The organism is Pedococcus sp. P2_D7, from assembly GCF_056404295.1.
In genome coordinates this window covers 132,490-150,228 of the sequence record NZ_JBFUEH010000003.1, presented here as the reverse complement: position 1 = coordinate 150,228, position 17,739 = coordinate 132,490, and the positions used below count along the sequence as shown (strand labels likewise).

The window sequence follows — 17,739 nt, the reverse complement described above, 5'->3', positions numbered from 1 at the left end:
CACTGTCAGGCGAGGCGAGACCCGGAGGACCGGCGGGGGCCATCTCCTCCGGGTTTCGCGCGGCCCGAGTCGGGGTAGGTACCTCGAGGCGGCAGACCCCGCCCCGGGACCGTCACGGAGCACTGGTGCACATCGGCACACGTCCGGACGACGATCCTGTCCAGGCCCCTTTCAAGGAGGCACACATGAGCAGCACGCACGAACCGCGCGGTACCGAGCAGGACGAAAGACGCAGCACTGACCGCGACCTGGCAGACAGCGATCGGCGTGACGGCAGGCAGGCAGAGCGGCTGGACGACCGCGACCGCGTGGCCGACCGCGACCGGGTGGCCGACCGCGACCGGGTGGCCGACCGCGACCGGGTGGCCGACCGCGACCGGGTCGCCGACCGCGACCGGGTCGCCGACCGCGACCGGGTCGCCGACGGCGACCGCTTGGCCGCGGTCCAGGCGGACCGGTTCGGTGGGGTGAAGATCGGCTCGGCCTTCTTCGGCTGGCTCACCGCCATGGGCATGGCCGTCATCCTCACTGCTCTCCTGGCAGCCGCCGGGACGGCGGTGGAGCTGGGCACCGGGACGGACGCGGGCGAGGCTGTCGACGCCGCTTCCGAACAGGTGGCCACCGTGGGAGTCGTGGGGGCCCTTGCCCTCGCGATCATCCTCTTCGTCAGCTACTACTGCGGCGGGTACGTCGCCGGTCGGATGGCTCGGTTCAACGGCGCCAAGCAAGGTTTCGCCGTGTGGCTGTGGGCGCTCGTCGTCGCCGTGGTGGTGGCGGTCGTCGGAGCCGTGGCGGGAAGCAAGTACGACGTCCTCGGACAGCTGAACAGCTTCCCCCGCCTGCCGGTGAGCACGTCAGAGCTGAACACCGCTGGTGTGGTGGCCCTGGTCCTGGCCGCCGTGGCCAGCTTGGTGGGTGCGATCGCCGGCGGTGCCGCCGGCATGCGGTTCCACCGCCGGGTCGACCGGGTCGACCCGATCGACGTCGCTGACTAGATAGGCAGCATCCCCACGGCGCGGTCTCTGACTCAGGAGACCGCGCCGTGGGATGTCGCCGTCACTCGGACGACGTCCGCAGGCGTCGGTGGGCCATGTCGAAGGTGGCGAGCACCTCGAGGAGGAAGTCGCCCGCGGCGGTCGTGACGCGACCGACGTCCTCGCGGGGGGTGTCCGCCAGGACCTCGGCCAGGACGACGTGGTGCACGTGCACCAGGTCGAGCAAGCTGACCCCGTGGACGATGGCGCGGCGCCCGAGGTCGTAGCCGTCGGTGAGGGCGGCTTCGCTGCGCCGCGGGAGATATCGCTGGAACGCCACGCGGTAGTCGAGCGTGGCGTCGTCCAGCTCACTCATGACCGTGCTTCCCGGCGCCGTTCACCCGTGCCAGGTAGGCCAGGCCTTCCTCGAGGTCGAGGGACGTCGGCACATCACCCATGTCCATGCCCAGGCGCACCATCGAGAAGGCGACCTCCGGTTGGATCCCCACGATCACCGTCACCGCTCCCCGCAGGCGCGCGATGTCGGCAATCGATCGAAGCGTGCGAGAGGCGAAGCTGTCGATCACGTCCAGGGCAGCCACGTCGATGATGACCCCACGAGCCCGATGCTCGCCGATCCGGCTGACGAGGTCGTTCTGGAACCGGACCATCTCCGAGTCGTCCAGGGCAGTGTGGACCGACGCGACGAGGGTGTCACCCTGCCGCAGGATGGAGACGAGAGCCGGTCCTGAGTTCACGAGCCGTCAGTCACCACCTTGCGCGTGACCGTGAAGCCGAGCAGTCGCTCGGCCTCCTCGAGCCCGCCCTGGAGGTCGCCGATGGTGTTCATCTTGCTCAGGTCGACCCCGATCGTGACCAAGGTCTGGGCGATGGTGGGGGACAGCCCGGTGATGATCACGCTCGCCCCCATCAGCCGTGAGGCATCCACCGTCTGGACGAGGTGGTTGGCGACGGTCTCGTCCACCTCCGGTGCGCCGGTGATGTCGATGACGACGACCTTGGCCCGGTGGGTGCGGATGCCGCTGAGCAGCTGCTCGGTCAGCTGGCGAGCCCGCTCGCCGTCCAGGACTCCGATGATCGGGAGGATGAGCAGCCGTTCGCGCACCGGCAGCACTGGCGTCGACAGCTCGCGGATCGCGTCCTGCTGCTGCCTGATGACGCGTTCGCGCTCTTCGACGAAACTGACCGCCACGGTGTTGGCGATCCGGTTGGCGGCCGGCTCGTACGCGTCGAGGATGCGGTTGAGCAGGCCGAAGTCGCGCTGGTACTTCTCGAAGAGGGAACGAGCCAGGACATCGCGCAGCAGCAGCACGATGCCGACCACCTCGTGGGTCTCGACGCCTCGGGGGATGATGCGTTCGGACAGGTCTCGCGCATAGTGCTGCAACGCCTCGACACTGCCCGTCTCGAGCACCTCGACGTAGTTGTCGTACACCGAGGTGGTCTCTGCGGACATCTCTTGCGGGGTCATCGCCTCCAGCAGGTGGGCATCGCGGATGCGGGAGGCCCACTCGTCGCGGAGCTTCGCCCGGTGTTCCCGAAGGTGTGCCACCAGCTGGGGGAGCAGCTGGTCGCCGCTCGAGGGTGCGTTGTGAACCGCCTCGATCTCCTGCTCGCCGTCGTCCTGGCTCATGCGCTTCCCTTCTTGTCGAACCACTTGGTCATCGTCACGGTGGTGCCGTGTCCGGGCTCGGAGACGATGTTGAATTCATCCATGAGACGGCGGGCTCCGGGCAGTCCGAGGCCCAGGCCGTCATACGTGCTGAAGCCGTCCTTGAGGGCGACCTCGACATCGGCGATGCCGGGACCCGTGTCGCGGGCCACCACGTGGATCCCAGCCCGTGGTCCCTCCAGCAGCTCGATGGTCACCTCGCCGGTCGACGCGAACCGGACGATGTTCCGCGCGACCTCCGAGACCGCCGTCGCGAGCATGGTCAGGTCTGCCCCCGAGAAGCCCGCGCGGACCGCAAGCTCGCGCGCTGCCTGACGGGCGGCGACGATGTCCGGGTCCGCGCTGATGGGCACGTGGATCTCGTTGTCGCGCAGCGGTCCTCTGCCCAGGAGCGGCTGGCTGAGCTTGGCGCAGAGCTCGCACTCGAGAAGGTGCCTGCCGGCGTCCACCTCGCGCTGGCGGCGCCGGTCCGCGCTCGACAGCGCGAGCAGCACGGGACGGCACTCGGCGGTCGGCGGCTCGGTGCGCTCGAGGGCGAGGAGGTACTCGACCCGCAGACGTGCCCTGGTCCGCTTCAGCTGGGCCGCGACCGCGCCCGCAGTGCTGCCTGACTCCTCGGCCAGGGATCGGGTCGCCTGGCCAGTGATCTCGTGGGCCAGCAGGACCTCACGTTCTCGATCGGTCAACCGGCGTAGGGCCTCGTTGATCGCCGACTGCTCCTCGGACGCGACGACCACGTCCTCGGCCTCGTCGGGCACGCTGGGATCCAGGGCGCGGTGGCGATTGCGAGACTCACTGTCCTTGCGGCGCCACATCGTCGCCATGACGTTCCGGGCCGTGGCGATCGCGTACGGCTCGATCATCCCCGGCTCGATGCGGTCCTCGGCCTCGAGCACCCTGACCAGGGTCTCCTGCACCAGGTCCTCGGCGGCAGGGTGCTCACCCACCCGGGCAGCCACGATCCGCCGCAGCATGGGGATCAGCGCGGCGACGTCGACCGCGCCATCCGGCTGCGGCGGTTCGCCGGGTGCCCGCGCCGTGCTCACGAGTGCGACACTACGCCCAGAACGACCATTGCACGCGCCTGACCTGCGCCGATGTATGCCGTCCGGATGCCATGGCGCCCGCGGCCCGTCAACGCCGCGTGCGCGCAGTGGGATCAGCCTTGCTCCGATGCTTCCCCTTGGACACAACCCTGTGCAGCCTGTGTTGGGCGTGGCGACGGTGGAACTGCCTGGGCCTCGCGGGCAGCGGCCCCCTGCAGCCGACTGATGGTGCGCGGCCTGGTGTCCGTCGCCCAGGACTCCAGCCGTTGCAGGAGGTGCACCATCGCGAGCACGATCACCGGAGCCGCCAGGGCAACGCCTCTCATCGTGCACCACCGCCGAGGTCTCGTACCGGCGGGCGACCAGCTCCGCGCCGTGCGAGTCGGTGCGCCGACGGAAACACCGCGCCGGGCTCGATCGCGAATGGCTCGACGCGCACGGCAATGCCCATCAGGTCCAGCTCCAGTGGTCGGACCACGGGATGCAGCCCCAGGTCATCTCGGACCAGGTCCGCAGGAGCTGTGGTCCGCCTCGAGTCCCGACCCACCACGGTCCCGTCGGGCTCCCGGAGCTCGCCAGTGAGGACGCCCGTCACGAAGGCCCCCCGGGGAACGAGGACCAGGCGCTGCAGCCGAAGGTGCCCGGTCATCACCCCTGCGTTACCGCGCGGGGACCGGAACGTGCCCGTGACGGGGGTGCCGTCACTGTCCGCGGCACGCGCCTCGGCGCTGAGTCGGGGGCGGAAGGCGATCACGGTCATCAGGGACTCCAGTCGTGGGGGTTCTGGCCGATCTTGGTGAGGCGGCAGTGGCGCCCTGCGGGTGAGGGGGACGGGAGGGACGCCACTGCCGGGCCATGGGGTTGGGGGCCTGTGGGTTGGCTGACCCTTCACCCATGAAGACCCCTTCGAGCGTTGACGTGACGCGGAGCTCACGGCAGGAATGGACGGAAATGGGCTCGTTGTGCGCACGGGTGGGAGCCGAGTCCGCGGACTGCTCACGTCACGAGGTGGATCTCAAGGCGTCAGGCCCACCGTGCGGTCTGGGCGAGACAGGAGCTGACGGTGCCCAGAGTTTGGTTGCAATATCTACGATTTGCTGGCTCTGGTGTGTCGGGGCGCGGATGCGGCATGGTGCGTTGCACGACCCAACGGGTCACTCGCCGGGCGTCGCCCCTGTCGGGCGGCGCCCAGCGAGCGGTTGATCACCGGGGGTGAAGTTCAAGCAGTCCCGAGGTGTGCTCGGGGACCTGACCGGGAGCCTGATCACCACAGGCTTCTTCAACCACAGTGCCGCCGCCTTCCGCTGCATGCAGTGCCGCACGGTGGTCGTCCCTTCGCGATGAGCCCGGGTCGGCGCAGCTCCTGACGCTGGCCGACCCGGCACCGGCTGGTGGCCGGTGCCGGGTCGGCACTGTCACAGTGTGCCCCCGGGACGTGGAGCCACTGTGCTCTGGAGCCCCTGGGGACGTGGGGCACCAGGGACATGGAAGGGGTCCGCGGCCCACCCCCTGGGTCGCGGACCCCTGTGCCATGCGGTCCTGAGGGTCAGCGCTTCTGCGCGACCTTGCGGTAGCCGGCCGAGACGCCGATACCGGCGAGCAGGAAGCCCATACCCAGCCACATCAGCGTCGGGTCCGAGCCGGTGAAGGCGAGCTCGTTGACGGCTGCCGGCTTGACGAGACCGGCCGCAGCCGGGACCGCCGAGGCGGGGTTCGCTGGCTCGGGCACCACGGTGTCGCCGTCACCGGTCACCGGCTTCTCGCAGGCCGGTCCGGCCGGAACGGCGGCGCTGACGAGCACCTGCTCGGACGAGTCCGGCACGGCCGGGGTGTCCTCGACGGTCCGGTACGCGCCGGTCGCGGTCCAACCCTCACCGGGCGAGGTGGCGGCCCAGAGCAGCTGGGTCTCCCCTGCGACCGAGCGGGTCTCGCCGGTGGCCGTCCAGGCCGCACCGGGGGACTCGACCGACCAGGTCTCCTCCCAGTGGCCGACCTCGTCGGTGGCCGGCGTGACCAGCACCTGCTCGTCCCAGGCAGGGGACACCAGCACCTCGGTCGTGGTGTCCGGCGTGGCGGCATGGTGCACGGTCGTGTAGACGGCGTCGTGGTGGACGGTCGTGTAGACGTCGTCGTGGTGGACGGTGGTGTAGACGTCGTCGTGGTGGACGGTGGTGTAGACGTCGTCGTGGTGGACCGTGCCGTAGACCGCGTCGTGGTGCACCGTCGTGTAGACGGCGTCGTGGTGGACGGTGGTGTAGACGGCGTCGTGGTGGACCGTCGTGGACACCGCGTCGTGGTGCACCGTCGTGTACACCGCGTCGTGGTGCACGGTCCGGTAGACGGCGTCGTGGTGGACGGTGGTGTAGACGGCGTCGTGGTGGACGGTGGTGTAGACGGCGTCGTGGTGGACCGTCGTGTAGACCGCCGGCGTGACGAGCGCGCCCTGGCGGGTCTGGTTCGCGGCGACCCAGCCGCCGGAGCTGTCGTTGTTGTTGGCGTTCCAGTTGGGGTCGGCGTCCCAGCGCTCCCGGCCGCTCTTGCTGACGAAGAGGTATTCCGTGACGTACACGGCCGGCGACGTCATGACCTGCTCGTCGTAGGCCGCGGTCTGGAGGACCTGCTCGTCGTAGGCCGCGGTCTGCAGGACCTGCTCGTCGTAGGCCGCGGTCTGCAGGACCTGCTCGTCGTAGGCCGCGGTCTGCAGGACCTGCTCGTCGTAGGCCGGGGTCACGACCTGCTCGTCATACGCCGGGGTCTCGACCTGCTCGTCGTAGGCGGCGGTCTCGAGGACCTGCTCGTCGTACGCCGCGGTCTCGACGACCTGCTCGTCGTAGGCAGCGGTCTGCAGGACCTGCTCGTCGTAGGCGGCGGTCTCGAGGACCTGCTCGTCGTACGCCGCGGTCTCGACGACCTGCTCGTCATAGGCGGCGCTCTCCAGGACCTGCTCGTCGTAGGCGGGCAGGCCGGGGACCGGCACCGTCACGTACTCCGCTGCGTGGTGGACGGTCTCGTACACCGCGTCCATCGCCGCGGAGTCCACCAGCCACTGGTGCCACTGCCGCTCGATGACCGCGGAGACCGAGCTCCACTCGTACTCCTGGTGCGTCACGGCAGCCGTGCCCGGCACGACGACGGTGGAGTAGACCGCCTGCTTGGCAGGAGTCCCACACGCCGGCTGGCTGTTCGCTGCGGACGCCACCCCCGGTGCGATGGCCAAACCCAGTGCTGAGACCGCAACCGCGATCGATACCCGCTTCGTGTTCATCTGTAGAGCCCCTGCCCTCTTGTCCCGAATGTGGTGACGCAGAGGGTGCGGTTCAGTCGTTCGCACCACACCCCTGCGTGCTGCGCTGAGTGTGTGGTGGAGGTCAGGAAATGGTCAAGAGATAGTAAAGAGAGGGTATTGGGAACGTAAAGTGCCCTGCTCGGGAGCCAACGAAGGCAAAGCCTCCCAATCGACTCGGAAAGGGCTATCGGCCTTTGTCGCAACTATGACGATATGTACGAATATCGACGTCCAAGAGGGTGGTCAAGAAATCGTCAGGATCACCCCATTCTCAACCAAACGGCTGATCCCGCGTCTCCGTGATCCGGCTGATGCCTCAGACCCAGCTGGGGAACCACATCCGCAGCGACCACTGGCTCTGGGGGATCACCTGGGCGGTGTAGATCGGCCAGAAGAACGCGAAGATCGCCAGGGTCAGGAGGCAGTAGCCACCCACGACGTAGAGGCCGATCTCCCGTCGGCGCCAGGAGTCGGAGCGGCGGCCGAGGGCCAGCCCGAGCACGAAGACGACGGCGAAGATGATCCACGGCTCGAAGGCGACCGTGTAGAAGGAGTAGATGGTGCGCTCCTCCAGCCCGAACCACGGGAGGTAGCCACCAGCGAGCCCCGCGAGGATCGCGCCGGCCCGCCAGTCGCGCTTGAAGATCCAGTAGAACGCGAGCACGACGATCGCCGCGGCCCCCAGCCACCAGATCGACACGGTGCCGATCGAGGTGATCGCCTTGGAGCACTGGGCGACCGCGCAGCCACCGTCGCCCCGCTTGGGGCCCTCGTAGAAGAACGAGGTGGGCCGGCCCTGGATGACCCAGGACCAGGGGTTGGTCCGGTAGGGGTGGTTGTCGTGGAGGTTGACGTGGAACGTGTAGATCTCCTGGTGGTAGTGCCAGAGGGATCTCAGCGCATCTGGCACCCACGGAGTGTCGCGCGAGGGGTGGATCTGTCCCCATTCTCGGTCGTAGCCGAGCGGGGAGCGGAACCACCCCACCCATGACGCGAGGTAGGCCAGGACCGCCGTCGAGCACATCACCAGGGCGGCCCAGAGCCCGTCGGTGACGACCGCGGACGTGAACCAGTGCCGCACCCCCACGGCCCGCCGCCCCCCCATGTCCCAGAAGACCGTCATCAGCCCGAAGGCCACGAGGAAGAACAACCCCGACCACTTGGTGCCGGCGCACAGGCCCAGGCTGAGGCCCGCCACCCAGCGCCAGGGTCGCGCCCCGAGCCAGGGCCCGAGCCGCGAGGCGAGGTCGTGGTTCGACCGGCCGGCGGCTCGCTCGGCGAGGATCGCCCGCGAGCGGTCACGGTCGATGAGCAGCGCGCAGAACGCCAGCAGCGCCCAGAACATGACGATCAGGTCGAGCAGCCCGGTCCGCGACTGGACGAAGTGGTGGCCCTCGAAGGCGACGAGGAACGCGGCGATCGTGCCGAGCAACGACGACCCGAACATCCGGCGGGCGGCCCGGCCGATCATGAGGATCGACAGCGTCCCGAGCACGCACACCGAGAAGCGCCACCCGAACGACGACGTCTGCCCGAACAGGTGCTCGCCGGCCGCGATGACCCACTTGCCGACAGGCGGGTGGACGACGAGGTCGCCGTCCGTGCCGAAGACGTCCGGGGTGCCCTGGGTGAACAGCTCGTCGGGCTTCTTGAGGGTGTCCGGCACCCGCATCTCGACGCCGTACTCGAGCATCGAGACGCCCTGCTTGACGTAGTAGGTCTCGTCGAACACAAGCTGGTGCGGGCGACCCAGTGACCAGAACCGCATCCCGCCACCCACGACCGCGAAGAACAACGGTCCGAGCCAGCCCCAGAGCGTGTCGGTGGGCCTGAATCCGAGCAGCCGTGATCGCAGCAGCTCGATCCGGGTCATGCGCGACATCGTATGCACAGCAACTCGGGTACCCCTGACAGGATGGAGCGGTGACCTCCGACCCCGGCGTCCTCGTCCTCGCCGCCACCCCGATCGGCGACCCCCGCGATGCCGCCCCCCGCTTGGTCGAGGAGATCGCGACCGCGGACGTCGTGGCGGCCGAGGACACCCGACGCCTGCGCCGGCTCTGTGCCGACCTCGGCATCACGCCGAGCGGCTCGGTCCTGAGCTACCACGAGCACAACGAGGCGTCGCGGACGCCCGAGCTCGTCGAGCGCCTCCGTGGCGGAGCGCGCGTGGTGGTCGTGACAGACGCCGGTATGCCGTCCGTGTCGGACCCCGGGTACCGCCTGGTCGATGCCGCGGTGGCGGCCGGCATCCGGGTGACCTGCGTGCCCGGACCCAGCGCCGTCCTCATGGCCCTGGCCGTCTCGGGTCTGCCGGTCGACCGGTTCTGCTTCGAGGGGTTTCTCCCACGCAAGCCCGGCGAGAAGGCCCGGGGCCTGGCGGCGCTGGCCGACGAGCGGCGGACGATGGTCTTCTTCGAGGCGCCGCACCGCATCGACGCGACGCTCCTGGCCATGGCGGACGCCTTCGGCGCCGACCGACGCGCGGCGGTGTGTCGCGAGCTGACCAAGACCTACGAGGAGGTGCGGCGCGGGGGGCTGGCCGAGCTGGCCGCCTGGGCGGCCGACGGGCTGCGTGGCGAGATCACCGTCGTGGTGGCCGGCGCGACCCCGGCGGTGACCACCGTCGAGGAGGCGCTGCCCGGCATACAGGAGCGTGTTCTCGCAGGTGAGCGGCTCAAGGACGTCTGCGCCGACGTCGCCGCAGCCACGGGGCTGTCGAAGAAGATCCTGTACGACGCATCAGTCGAAATGCGACGTTTGCCGCGTTAAGGTGCCTCAGCGGCGACGCGAAGGGGCGTCGCCCGTCTCGGGAGGGGACCTTCACCATGCACGCCATCCACCGGACCCTCGGGGTCCTCACCATCCCGCTGCTCGCCGCGACCGCACTCGCCGGCTGTGGCAGCGACAAGCCCGACCCGGCCACGTCGTCGAGCAGCCCGAGCTCGTCGTCCACCACGACCGAGGCGAAGCCGCCCACGGCCGCCGAGCTGTTCGACCAGGCGCGCAAGACCGCGCTGGCCGCCGACAGCACCCACATCACCGGCTCGGTCACCGACGACGGGAAGCCGATGACGATCGACCTCGCCGGCACCACCGACGGGTCGAACCAGTCGCTCGAGCTCGGGGTCGGCAAGGGGGCGAAGGCGACCATCCTCACCGTCGGCGGCAAGTACTACCTGCTGGGCAACGACGAGTTCTGGACGACCCAGATCTCGAAGGATGCCGCCAAGCTGCTGGCAGGCAAGTACGTGCGGATGCCGGCCACCGAGGCCAAGGACTTCGGTGACCTGACGATCAAGAGCCTGCTGACCGAGCTGTTCGGCGACAAGGAGATGAAGGCCGCCTTGGCGGCTCCCGACTCCAAGGTCACCAAGGCGACGTACGACGGCGCTGCCGCCTACTCCATCACCGACAAGTCGGGCAAGGACAACGGCGAGCTCCTCGTGAGCGCCGACGGCAAGGCGACGATCTACAAGATCGTCGGCCCGGACGACGACACGGGCACGCTCGAGTTCAGCGAGTGGAACACGGTGGCCAAGGTCGCCGCGCCCGACCCGGACAAGGTCATCAACCTGCCCAAGTGATCTCGAAACGCCGAGCTCAGGACCACCTGGCGCGGCTCAGCTGAGCCAGGCCAGGTGGTCCTTGAGCAGGGCGTAGCCGACGAAGGCCACCACGTCGAGCAGGGTGTGCGCCACCACGAGTGGCCCCACCCGCCGGGTGCGCGTGTAGACCCACCCGAAGAACAGCCCCATCACCACGTTGCCGAGGAACCCGCCGAAACCCTGGTAGAGGTGGTACGACCCGCGGATCAGGGCTGAGGTGACGACGACGGCCGGCAGCGACCACCCGGCACGCAACCACCGCGTGTAGAGGTAGCCGACCATGACGACCTCCTCCAGCACGGCGTTCTGCGCGGCCGCGAGGACGAGCACCGGGATCGTCCACCATACGTCGGTGAGGTTGGCCGCGGCGATGGTGGTGTTGAGGCCGAGCGCCCTGGCGGCGGCGTAGAGGCCGAGTCCCGGGAGGCCGACCGCGGCGGCGAGGGCCAGTCCGCGCACGAGGTCCCGGCCCGGCTGGCGCAGGTCGAAACCCATCGCGTGGCGGGCATCCGACCGGTCCCGGGTCAGGAGGTAGAGGGCGAGCGCGACCGGCACGAGGGCGAGCGCGATGCCGACGAGCTGGTACGCCAGGTCGAGCCACGGCCGGTCGGGGGTGACGGACGAGTTCATCGCCGTGGTCTGCTGGTTGAGCGGCACGTTGCGGGTGAGCTTGTTGACCAGGGACAGCAGGGCGTAGATGCCGGACGACCCGAGGCTGACCCCGAGGACCAGCGCGGTCTCGACGACGAGGGCGCGACGCGTGGGCGGCGGGACTGCGGCGACGGTCATGGGGCCATCCTCGCGGTCCCGGCTGGACGAATCATGCGAGCGCGTGCGAGCGCGGCGCGTCAGGCCAGCGCTGCGCGGCCGTCCCGTCTCTTGCGCCATCGACGGACCTTGAGCCAGAGCCACACCAACAGCCAGGCCAGCAGGACCAGGAACAGCACGACGAGCACCGGGATGAAGACCGCCACGAGGCTCAGTCCCACCGACGCCCCGTCCTCCACCGTCGAGGCGATCGGGGCGCCGAAGCCCAGCGTCCCGGCGTTGATCGCTGGTCGCGCCACGGTCTTCCCGCCGTGCACCAGCCCCGAGACGATGATGCCGAGGACCACCCCAACCCAGGGGTTCTGGGTCATCCACGTCGAGTTGTCGAGCCCCTCGGCCGCAGAGGTCGCGGCGAAGACCAGGCCGCCCATGCTGGGCCGGATGAACGTCTGCACCGCGTCGTTGACGGTGTCCACCGCGGGGATCTTGTCGAGCACCACCTCGGTGAGCAACAGCACCGCGCCGATGCCGATGGCCCACCACGACTCGATCCACGAGTACGACTGGGGCAGCGTGATGAAGTCGGTGAACCGCGCGATCAGGGCGACGACGAGGAACGGGATGTAGGCGTTGAGGCCCGCTGCTGCGGACAACCCCATGCCGGTCAGTGCGGCGAACATCGGCCACCTCCTGTGCGGGTGCGGTGCACCTGGGAAGACATGTCTACTCGACGCAGGTGGCTGGTGCGCGGTTCCGCCGCTGGTTCCCGCCCGTGGCTCCACACGCAGAGGTATGCCGCGTGCGGAGTCCGCACGCGGCATACCTCGGTGGTGGTGTCAGGCTCCGTGTCGCCTGGTCAGCTGCCGTCCGCCTTCTTGCGGGCGACGACCTGGCCGAGGACGGCGTAGCCGATGACCAGGTGGGCGGCGCCGACCCAGCGAGCGACGCCCTCACCGAAGATGCCCATCGTCGGCACGGTCACGACGGCCCAGCTCTCGGCGACCAGGGGGTAGAAGCGGGACAGGCCCGTCCAGCGGCCCGCGACGGCGATGCGGATGCCGATGAGGAACATCCCCAGCATCGAGATCGGCCAGAACATGTCGAGCGCCAGCGACGCAGGGTTGTCGAGGTTGGTCAGCCCGAAGAAGTCGGACACGGTGGACGCCATCGCCAGGGCGAGGGCGCCGGCCTCGATCCGGAGCACGGTCCGTGCGACCTTGCCGGCACCGATTGCCTTGCTGCGCCACAGGACCCGCACCAGGCAGAGGACTCCGACCTGGAAGAGGAACGAGCTCGCGTTGTGGGCGTACTGGTAGGCGGTCGTGTCGCTGTTGAGCCCGAACACGACGATCATGCTCGACCACGCGAGGGCCCCGACGGTGAGCATCGTGCCGTGGCGGAAGTAGGGACGCTGGGTGAGTGGGACGGCGGGCGTCTCACGGGTGGCGGCGCCGCTGGACAGGTCCGAACGTGCCGGCGCTGAGGTCTTCGTGAGCGACATGGTGGGTCTCCTTGGTCTGTGTCGAGTCGAGTGGTCGGCACCCGGTCGGTGCCGTTGCCGAGAACTCTGCGGCGCCCCCCGACCCGGGCGGCAGGGCCCGGCGTCCCGTTCCCGGTCCTGACGTTGTCCCGCCGGATCGGGACAGCAATCCCCTGACGACGGGACACCGGCGTTGGCACACTGGCGAGGTGACCGTCGTGCCAGCCCTGCATGCCCAGGCCCCGGGCACGGCTGCGCCCGGGGCGGACGCGCGCCAGCGGCACCTCGTCGGGCCCGGGCTGCTCGTGGGGGTCCTTCTCGCCCTCGTCGTCGGGTGCGTCCTGCTCGATGCGAGGTCGACCGACGCCGAGCGGGCGCTCTACGTCTCCGAGCGCGGCGTGGTCAGCGGCGCCATCGGGGCGCTCGTGGGGCTGTGCGGCGCCGCGATCCTGGCCCTCCGTCCACGGCACGTGGTCGGGCTGGTGCTCGCCGGCACCGGCGCCTTCTGGGCGCTCGACGGTTTCTGCGAGTCGTATGCCGTGGTGGGGCTGGGCGCGCAGCCGCCCCTTCCGCTCACGGGGCTTGCCTACTGGGTGGTCTCGGAGGCCGGGTCGCTCCTGCTGGTCGCGCTACCGCTCGTGCTCGTGCTCTATCCGACCGGTCGCCTGCCGTCGGGTCGCTGGCGGCTGGTGGCCCTCGCCGCGCTCGTCATGTCGGTCACCCTGCCGATGAGCCTGATCCTGGCTCCGGACCACGTGATCTACGACGGTCGACTCCCCGACGAGGTGGTGCGGCTGCTCCCGCAGATCAGCCTCCCGCTGTCCGACGGCGGCGCGGCCGTCATCGTCCGCGTCGGCCAGGTGCTGACCCTGCTCGCGATGCCGCTGGCCGCCGCCACGGTGTTCGCCCGGCACTCGCGCTCGACCGGGGTGGAGCGCACCCAGCTGCGCTGGCTGCTGTGGGCCGCGATCGTCTGCCTGCTCGCCGGCGGCGTGATGCTGCTCGACGTCAACGGACCGGTCGGGTTCGGCGCCCTCGTCCTCGCCCTCGTGGCGACCAGCGTCTCGGTCGTCATCGGGGTGGTGCGGCCCGAGACCGGCGACATCGACGCGCTCGTCGGCGGCACGCTCGTCTACGGCGCGATCGCAGCGCTGTTCGTCCTGCTCGACCTCGGCGTCGTCGCCGCCGCGGCGGCCTTGCTCGGCGACCGGTTCCAGGAGCGGCAGGTGACGGTGCTCGTCCTGGTGCTGGCCGTCGCGGCATACGGTCCGCTGCGGTCCTGGCTCACCGCGCAGGTGCGCCGACGGGTGCTGGGGAGGCGGGGGGAGCGGTACGAGGTGGTCTCGGCGCTGGCCGAGCGCCTCGAGGAGTCCGGCGGGCTCGAGGAGCAGCTGCCGGCGCTCGCGGCGAGCGTGGCCGAGGCGTTCCGGGTGTCGTTCGTGCGCGTCGAGGTGCTCGGACCCGCGGGACAGGGACTGGCGGCGACGCACGGCACCGAGCCGTCGGCGAGCCGTTCGTTCCCCATCTCCTACCGCGGTGAGCGGATCGGGTCGATCGAGCTGCCCGACGGGGGCATCCGGGGGATGCTCTCGCGGCGCGACCAGGTGCTGCTCGTGGACGTCGTCCGGCAGGCGGCCATCGCCGTGCGCAGCAGCGTGTTGGCCCGTGAGCTGCAGGAGTCACGCGAGCAGCTGGTGCTGTCGCGTGAGGAGGACCGGCGCCGCATCCGGCGGGACCTGCACGACGGCCTCGGACCGGTCCTCGGCGGGGTCGCCATGCGCCTCGACGCAGCCGGCAACGCCGTCGACTCCGACCCGGCCACGGCGCACCGGCTCGTCGTCCAGTCGCGCGCCGAGATCACCGAGGCGCTCGCCGACGTGCGACGGCTCGTGCACGGCCTGCGCCCGCCGGCCCTCGACGACCTCGGCCTGCTGGCTGCCGTCGAGCAGCAGGCCGACCGCACGCGCGCTGCGGGACTCGAGGTGTCGGTCCGTGCCGACGACGTCGCCGCCCTGCCCGCGGCGGTGGAGGTCGCGGCATACCGGATCGTCTCGGAGGCGCTCGCGAACGTCGCCCGCCACGCCCACGCGAGCTCCTGCACGGTGACGCTCGCGACCGGCCGCGCCGACCTGGCCGTGGAGGTGCGTGACGACGGGCGTGGCATCGCGCCGGACGTCGTCGCCGGGGTCGGGCTCCGGTCGTTGCGCGAGCGCGCCGAGGAGCTCGGGGGACGCTACGAGGTGGTGTGCCCGCCCGGTGGTGGGACGACGGTGCGGGCCTGGCTGCCAGTGGGAGGCAACGGATGACGGACGACGGACCCGGTGCAGGTGCCCGCCCCGTGCGGGTGCTGATCGCCGACGACCACCCGATCTTCCGGGACGGGCTCGCGACGTTGCTCGAACCGCACCCGGGAATCGAGGTCGTCGGCCGCGCCGCCGACGGCGCCGAAGCCGTGGCGCTCGCGTCCGAGCACCGCCCCGACGTCATCGTCATGGACATCCAGATGCCGCACGTCAACGGGATCGAGGCGACGCGGCGGGTGCTGGCGGAGCAGCCGGGTGTCGGGGTCCTGGTCTTCACGATGGGGGAGGACGACGGCACGCTGCTGTCGGCGATGCGCGCCGGCGCGCGGGGCTACCTCGTCAAGGGGGCCGCGCAGGACGAGGTGGTGCGTGCGATCACCGCCGTCGCGGCTGGCGGCGTGGTGTTCGGCGCCTCCCTGGCGGCCCGCATCGGCGAGCTGCTGTCGCCGTCCCCCGCGCGGCAGGCCACGGAGTTCCCGATGCTCACCGAGCGCGAGCGCGAGGTACTCGACCTGATCGCCGCCGGGCGCTCCAACGGACAGATCGCCGCCGAGCTCTTCCTCGCGCCGAAGACGGTCCGCAACAACGTGTCGGCGATCCTGTCGAAGCTCCAGGCGACCGACCGCGCAGAGGTCATCATCCGCGCGCGGGACGCCGGGATGGGCCAACGCGACTGACCGCTCGGAGCCTCCCCGTGCGTCAGCCGAGGAGCGGGCCGACGAGGTCGGCGCAGAAGTCGACCTCGGTGAAGCGGCCGTTCATCCCCGTGATCACTGGGTCACCGATCTGCTCGCCGCCCGGCTGTCCGTCGCCGAGCAGGTCGTACGTCGTGACCATCCGCAGGGTGCCGGAGTCGCGCGTGACGACCGAGCCGGCGCTGTCGCGGACCGTGAACGAGGCGCCCGAGAGCTTGGAGTCGAAGCTCCAGATGTCGCCCTCGATGTGGGTGCCCCTGGTCTCGCGGAAGAGGCTGTGGTTGCTGATCGTGAAGAAGTGACCGTTGGCCGGGTTGGTGAAGGTGTCCACGGCCGACAGCTGCTGCCAGCCGAGGTAGGCCTCGTCAGTGCCCTTGATGGTCCGGATCGAGAAGCCCGCGTGGCCTGCAGCCGTGTGGTCGATGGTGATGCCGCACTCGTCGAAGCTCTCGGCGAAGGTGAAGTCGAACCGGTCGTGGCTGTAGAGCGCGGCGTCAGCGGGCGCGGCCACGACGACGGCGAGGGCTGCGGCTGCGACGGCGGCCTGGGCGATGGTCCTGCGGATCATGGTTCCTCCTCCGGTGGGGTGTGCCGTCCACGCTCCTCGTCCCCGGGGCGTTCGACATCGGGAAAAACCCGTAGTCCCCAGCCGGGTCGTGGAATCGGGGCCAACTGGCCCGGTTTCGCGCCCACGAGGGGCGCAAACCCTGGAAAGGGGGCCACGTGGCCCCCTTTCGGCGCGGCATTGCCCGATGCTCTGAGCGTCAGGCGACCTCCTGGGGCCCGGAGAAGTAGCGGCGCCACTCGCCCCGCAGCCGACGTGGCACCGGGACGCCCCGCTCCCGCATGGCGGCCACGATCCGATCCAGGACGCCCTGTGCTGACCCGTAGAACTGGGTCGAGGTGACCACCACGAAACGCCAGCCGTCCGCCTCGATGTCTTCCCGCCGGATCACGTCCCCCTCCCAGCGCGCCTGCACCACCACGTGGTGACGTCCGTCGAACTCGATCGCGAGCATCTGCTCCGGGTACGACAGGTCGAGGCGGTATCTGACCCGGCCGTCCTCGTCGCTGAGCTCGAAGTTCGCTCGTGGCTCGGTAAGACCGGCCAGGACCATCAGCAGGCGGAGCCGACTCTCCATCGGGGAGTCGACCTTGGCGCGCACCAAGGAGGCCGCCCTCCGCGCGAGGGCCGCATGCCGCGTCGGTGACTGCGTGGACGCCTCCATCAGGCGCGCGGTCGTGGTCGCCCCTGCCCCGACGAGCGAGTCGCCGAGGATGACGAGCTGGACCAGGTCGCAGCTCGCTGCGAGGTCGATGAAGGTCTGCTCAGGCGTGGTCACCGGGAGCCCATGTCGGGTGGCGGGCGCAGGCAAAAGCGACCGGCGGTGTGATCGGATCCCGCGGGTCTTTTGCCGGTTGCCATGGGGCATGGAGAGGTGGACGTCACCGGAGTCCGGGGGGATGCCACCCCAGAGCCTGGCTGCGGAATGGTGACTGACGATCGTGCCGACGGGCGCCGCCATCAGGGCTGCCAAGGCGCGCACGACCAAGGTCACGGTCACCGATCTGGCGATGTACACCCCCCAGAACAGCTGCTGATAGTCCCCTCCGGTCAGGTCGGCATCGCTCAGCCCCGCGGTCATGGCCCGCTGCCGGGTGAACGGTGCCTTCGGGTCGAAGGGGATCTCCCCCATGCGTCGACGGGTCACGTCGACAGCGTGCCGGTCGGGCCGCACCCTGGCCGGCGTCATCCACAGGGTCGGCTTCGATTCAGGGCCACGTGGCCCCGAATCGATGGGACACAGGCGAGCTGAAGCCGAATTGGGGCCACCTGGCCCCGTTTCCCGGAGAGGGGCGGGTCGGTATGCCGCGGGGCTGCGTCG

At 70.2% G+C, this 17,739-nt stretch carries 16 protein-coding genes; 5 read left to right on the top strand and 11 right to left on the bottom strand.

Going from position 1 to position 17,739, the window contains the following annotated elements:
• Window positions 1–185 precede the first annotated feature (185 nt).
• The gene (locus tag AC1DWJ_RS07775) at window positions 186–995 is read left to right on the top strand and encodes a hypothetical protein (protein WP_477620447.1); all 810 of its coding nucleotides are present in this window, start codon (window positions 186–188) and stop codon (window positions 993–995) included.
• Between the two features lie 61 nt (window positions 996–1,056).
• Here the strand turns inward: AC1DWJ_RS07775 and AC1DWJ_RS07770 are convergent, their stop codons facing one another.
• From AC1DWJ_RS07770 to AC1DWJ_RS07745, 6 genes are all read right to left on the bottom strand, one after another.
• The gene (locus AC1DWJ_RS07770; RefSeq protein ID WP_477620446.1) at window positions 1,057–1,350 is read right to left on the bottom strand and encodes a phosphatase RsbU N-terminal domain-containing protein; all 294 of its coding nucleotides are present in this window, start codon (window positions 1,348–1,350) and stop codon (window positions 1,057–1,059) included.
• Window positions 1,343–1,732, bottom strand: coding sequence for an STAS domain-containing protein (locus AC1DWJ_RS07765; RefSeq protein ID WP_457254580.1), 390 nt, complete (start codon window positions 1,730–1,732; stop codon window positions 1,343–1,345). The genes AC1DWJ_RS07770 and AC1DWJ_RS07765 overlap by 8 nt, the downstream gene beginning before the upstream one ends.
• A complete protein-coding gene (locus AC1DWJ_RS07760; protein ID WP_477620445.1) occupies window positions 1,729–2,628 on the bottom strand; it encodes an STAS domain-containing protein in 900 nt (299 codons plus the stop codon). Before AC1DWJ_RS07760 ends, AC1DWJ_RS07765 begins: the two co-directional genes overlap by 4 nt.
• Window positions 2,625–3,713 carry a sigma-70 family RNA polymerase sigma factor gene (locus AC1DWJ_RS07755; RefSeq protein ID WP_457254578.1) on the bottom strand — a complete coding sequence of 363 codons (1,089 nt, stop codon included), beginning with the start codon at window positions 3,711–3,713 and terminating at the stop codon, window positions 2,625–2,627. The genes AC1DWJ_RS07760 and AC1DWJ_RS07755 overlap by 4 nt, the downstream gene beginning before the upstream one ends.
• Before the next feature lie 1,546 nt (window positions 3,714–5,259).
• Window positions 5,260–6,978, bottom strand: coding sequence for a hypothetical protein (locus AC1DWJ_RS07750; protein WP_477620444.1), 1,719 nt, complete (start codon window positions 6,976–6,978; stop codon window positions 5,260–5,262).
• A gap of 337 nt (window positions 6,979–7,315) precedes the next feature.
• Complete coding sequence (locus AC1DWJ_RS07745) at window positions 7,316–8,872, bottom strand: dolichyl-phosphate-mannose--protein mannosyltransferase (RefSeq protein WP_477620443.1); 1,557 nt, start codon at window positions 8,870–8,872, stop codon at window positions 7,316–7,318.
• A gap of 50 nt (window positions 8,873–8,922) precedes the next feature.
• On the opposite strand from AC1DWJ_RS07745, the gene rsmI reads away from it, so the two are divergent.
• Window positions 8,923–9,771: a 16S rRNA (cytidine(1402)-2'-O)-methyltransferase gene (gene rsmI / locus AC1DWJ_RS07740; protein WP_477620442.1), complete on the top strand. Its 849-nt coding sequence runs from the start codon at window positions 8,923–8,925 to the stop codon at window positions 9,769–9,771.
• A 56-nt stretch (window positions 9,772–9,827) separates the two neighbouring features.
• Window positions 9,828–10,586, top strand: a complete 759-nt coding sequence (locus tag AC1DWJ_RS07735; RefSeq protein ID WP_477620441.1) for a hypothetical protein — start codon at window positions 9,828–9,830, stop codon at window positions 10,584–10,586.
• 36 nt (window positions 10,587–10,622) lie between these two features.
• Here the strand turns inward: AC1DWJ_RS07735 and AC1DWJ_RS07730 are convergent, their stop codons facing one another.
• The 3 genes from AC1DWJ_RS07730 to AC1DWJ_RS07720 all read right to left on the bottom strand — a co-directional run bounded on the left by AC1DWJ_RS07730 (window position 10,623) and on the right by AC1DWJ_RS07720 (window position 12,876).
• On the bottom strand, window positions 10,623–11,396 hold the full coding sequence (locus AC1DWJ_RS07730) for a CPBP family intramembrane glutamic endopeptidase (RefSeq protein WP_457254572.1): 774 nt from the start codon (window positions 11,394–11,396) through the stop codon (window positions 10,623–10,625).
• Between the two features lie 59 nt (window positions 11,397–11,455).
• Window positions 11,456–12,055, bottom strand: a complete 600-nt coding sequence (locus AC1DWJ_RS07725) for a DUF4126 domain-containing protein (RefSeq protein WP_457254570.1) — start codon at window positions 12,053–12,055, stop codon at window positions 11,456–11,458.
• A 176-nt stretch (window positions 12,056–12,231) separates the two neighbouring features.
• Window positions 12,232–12,876, bottom strand: a complete 645-nt coding sequence (locus AC1DWJ_RS07720) for a hypothetical protein (RefSeq protein ID WP_457254569.1) — start codon at window positions 12,874–12,876, stop codon at window positions 12,232–12,234.
• Window positions 12,877–13,064: 188 nt separating this feature from the next.
• Between AC1DWJ_RS07720 and AC1DWJ_RS07715 the strand changes: the two genes are divergently transcribed.
• Both AC1DWJ_RS07715 and AC1DWJ_RS07710 read left to right on the top strand, forming a co-directional pair.
• Window positions 13,065–15,161 (top strand): sensor histidine kinase, encoded by a 2,097-nt coding sequence (locus tag AC1DWJ_RS07715; RefSeq protein ID WP_477620440.1) that lies wholly within the window; start codon window positions 13,065–13,067, stop codon window positions 15,159–15,161.
• The gene (locus tag AC1DWJ_RS07710; RefSeq protein WP_457254567.1) at window positions 15,158–15,835 is read left to right on the top strand and encodes a response regulator transcription factor; all 678 of its coding nucleotides are present in this window, start codon (window positions 15,158–15,160) and stop codon (window positions 15,833–15,835) included. The genes AC1DWJ_RS07715 and AC1DWJ_RS07710 overlap by 4 nt, the downstream gene beginning before the upstream one ends.
• A 22-nt stretch (window positions 15,836–15,857) precedes the next feature.
• On the opposite strand, the gene AC1DWJ_RS07705 is transcribed toward AC1DWJ_RS07710, so the two are convergent.
• Both AC1DWJ_RS07705 and AC1DWJ_RS07700 read right to left on the bottom strand, forming a co-directional pair.
• A complete protein-coding gene (locus AC1DWJ_RS07705; protein WP_477620439.1) occupies window positions 15,858–16,421 on the bottom strand; it encodes a hypothetical protein in 564 nt (187 codons plus the stop codon).
• Between the two features lie 196 nt (window positions 16,422–16,617).
• Window positions 16,618–17,565: an endonuclease domain-containing protein gene (locus AC1DWJ_RS07700; protein ID WP_477620438.1), complete on the bottom strand. Its 948-nt coding sequence runs from the start codon at window positions 17,563–17,565 to the stop codon at window positions 16,618–16,620.
• Between the last annotated feature and the right edge of the window lie 174 nt (window positions 17,566–17,739).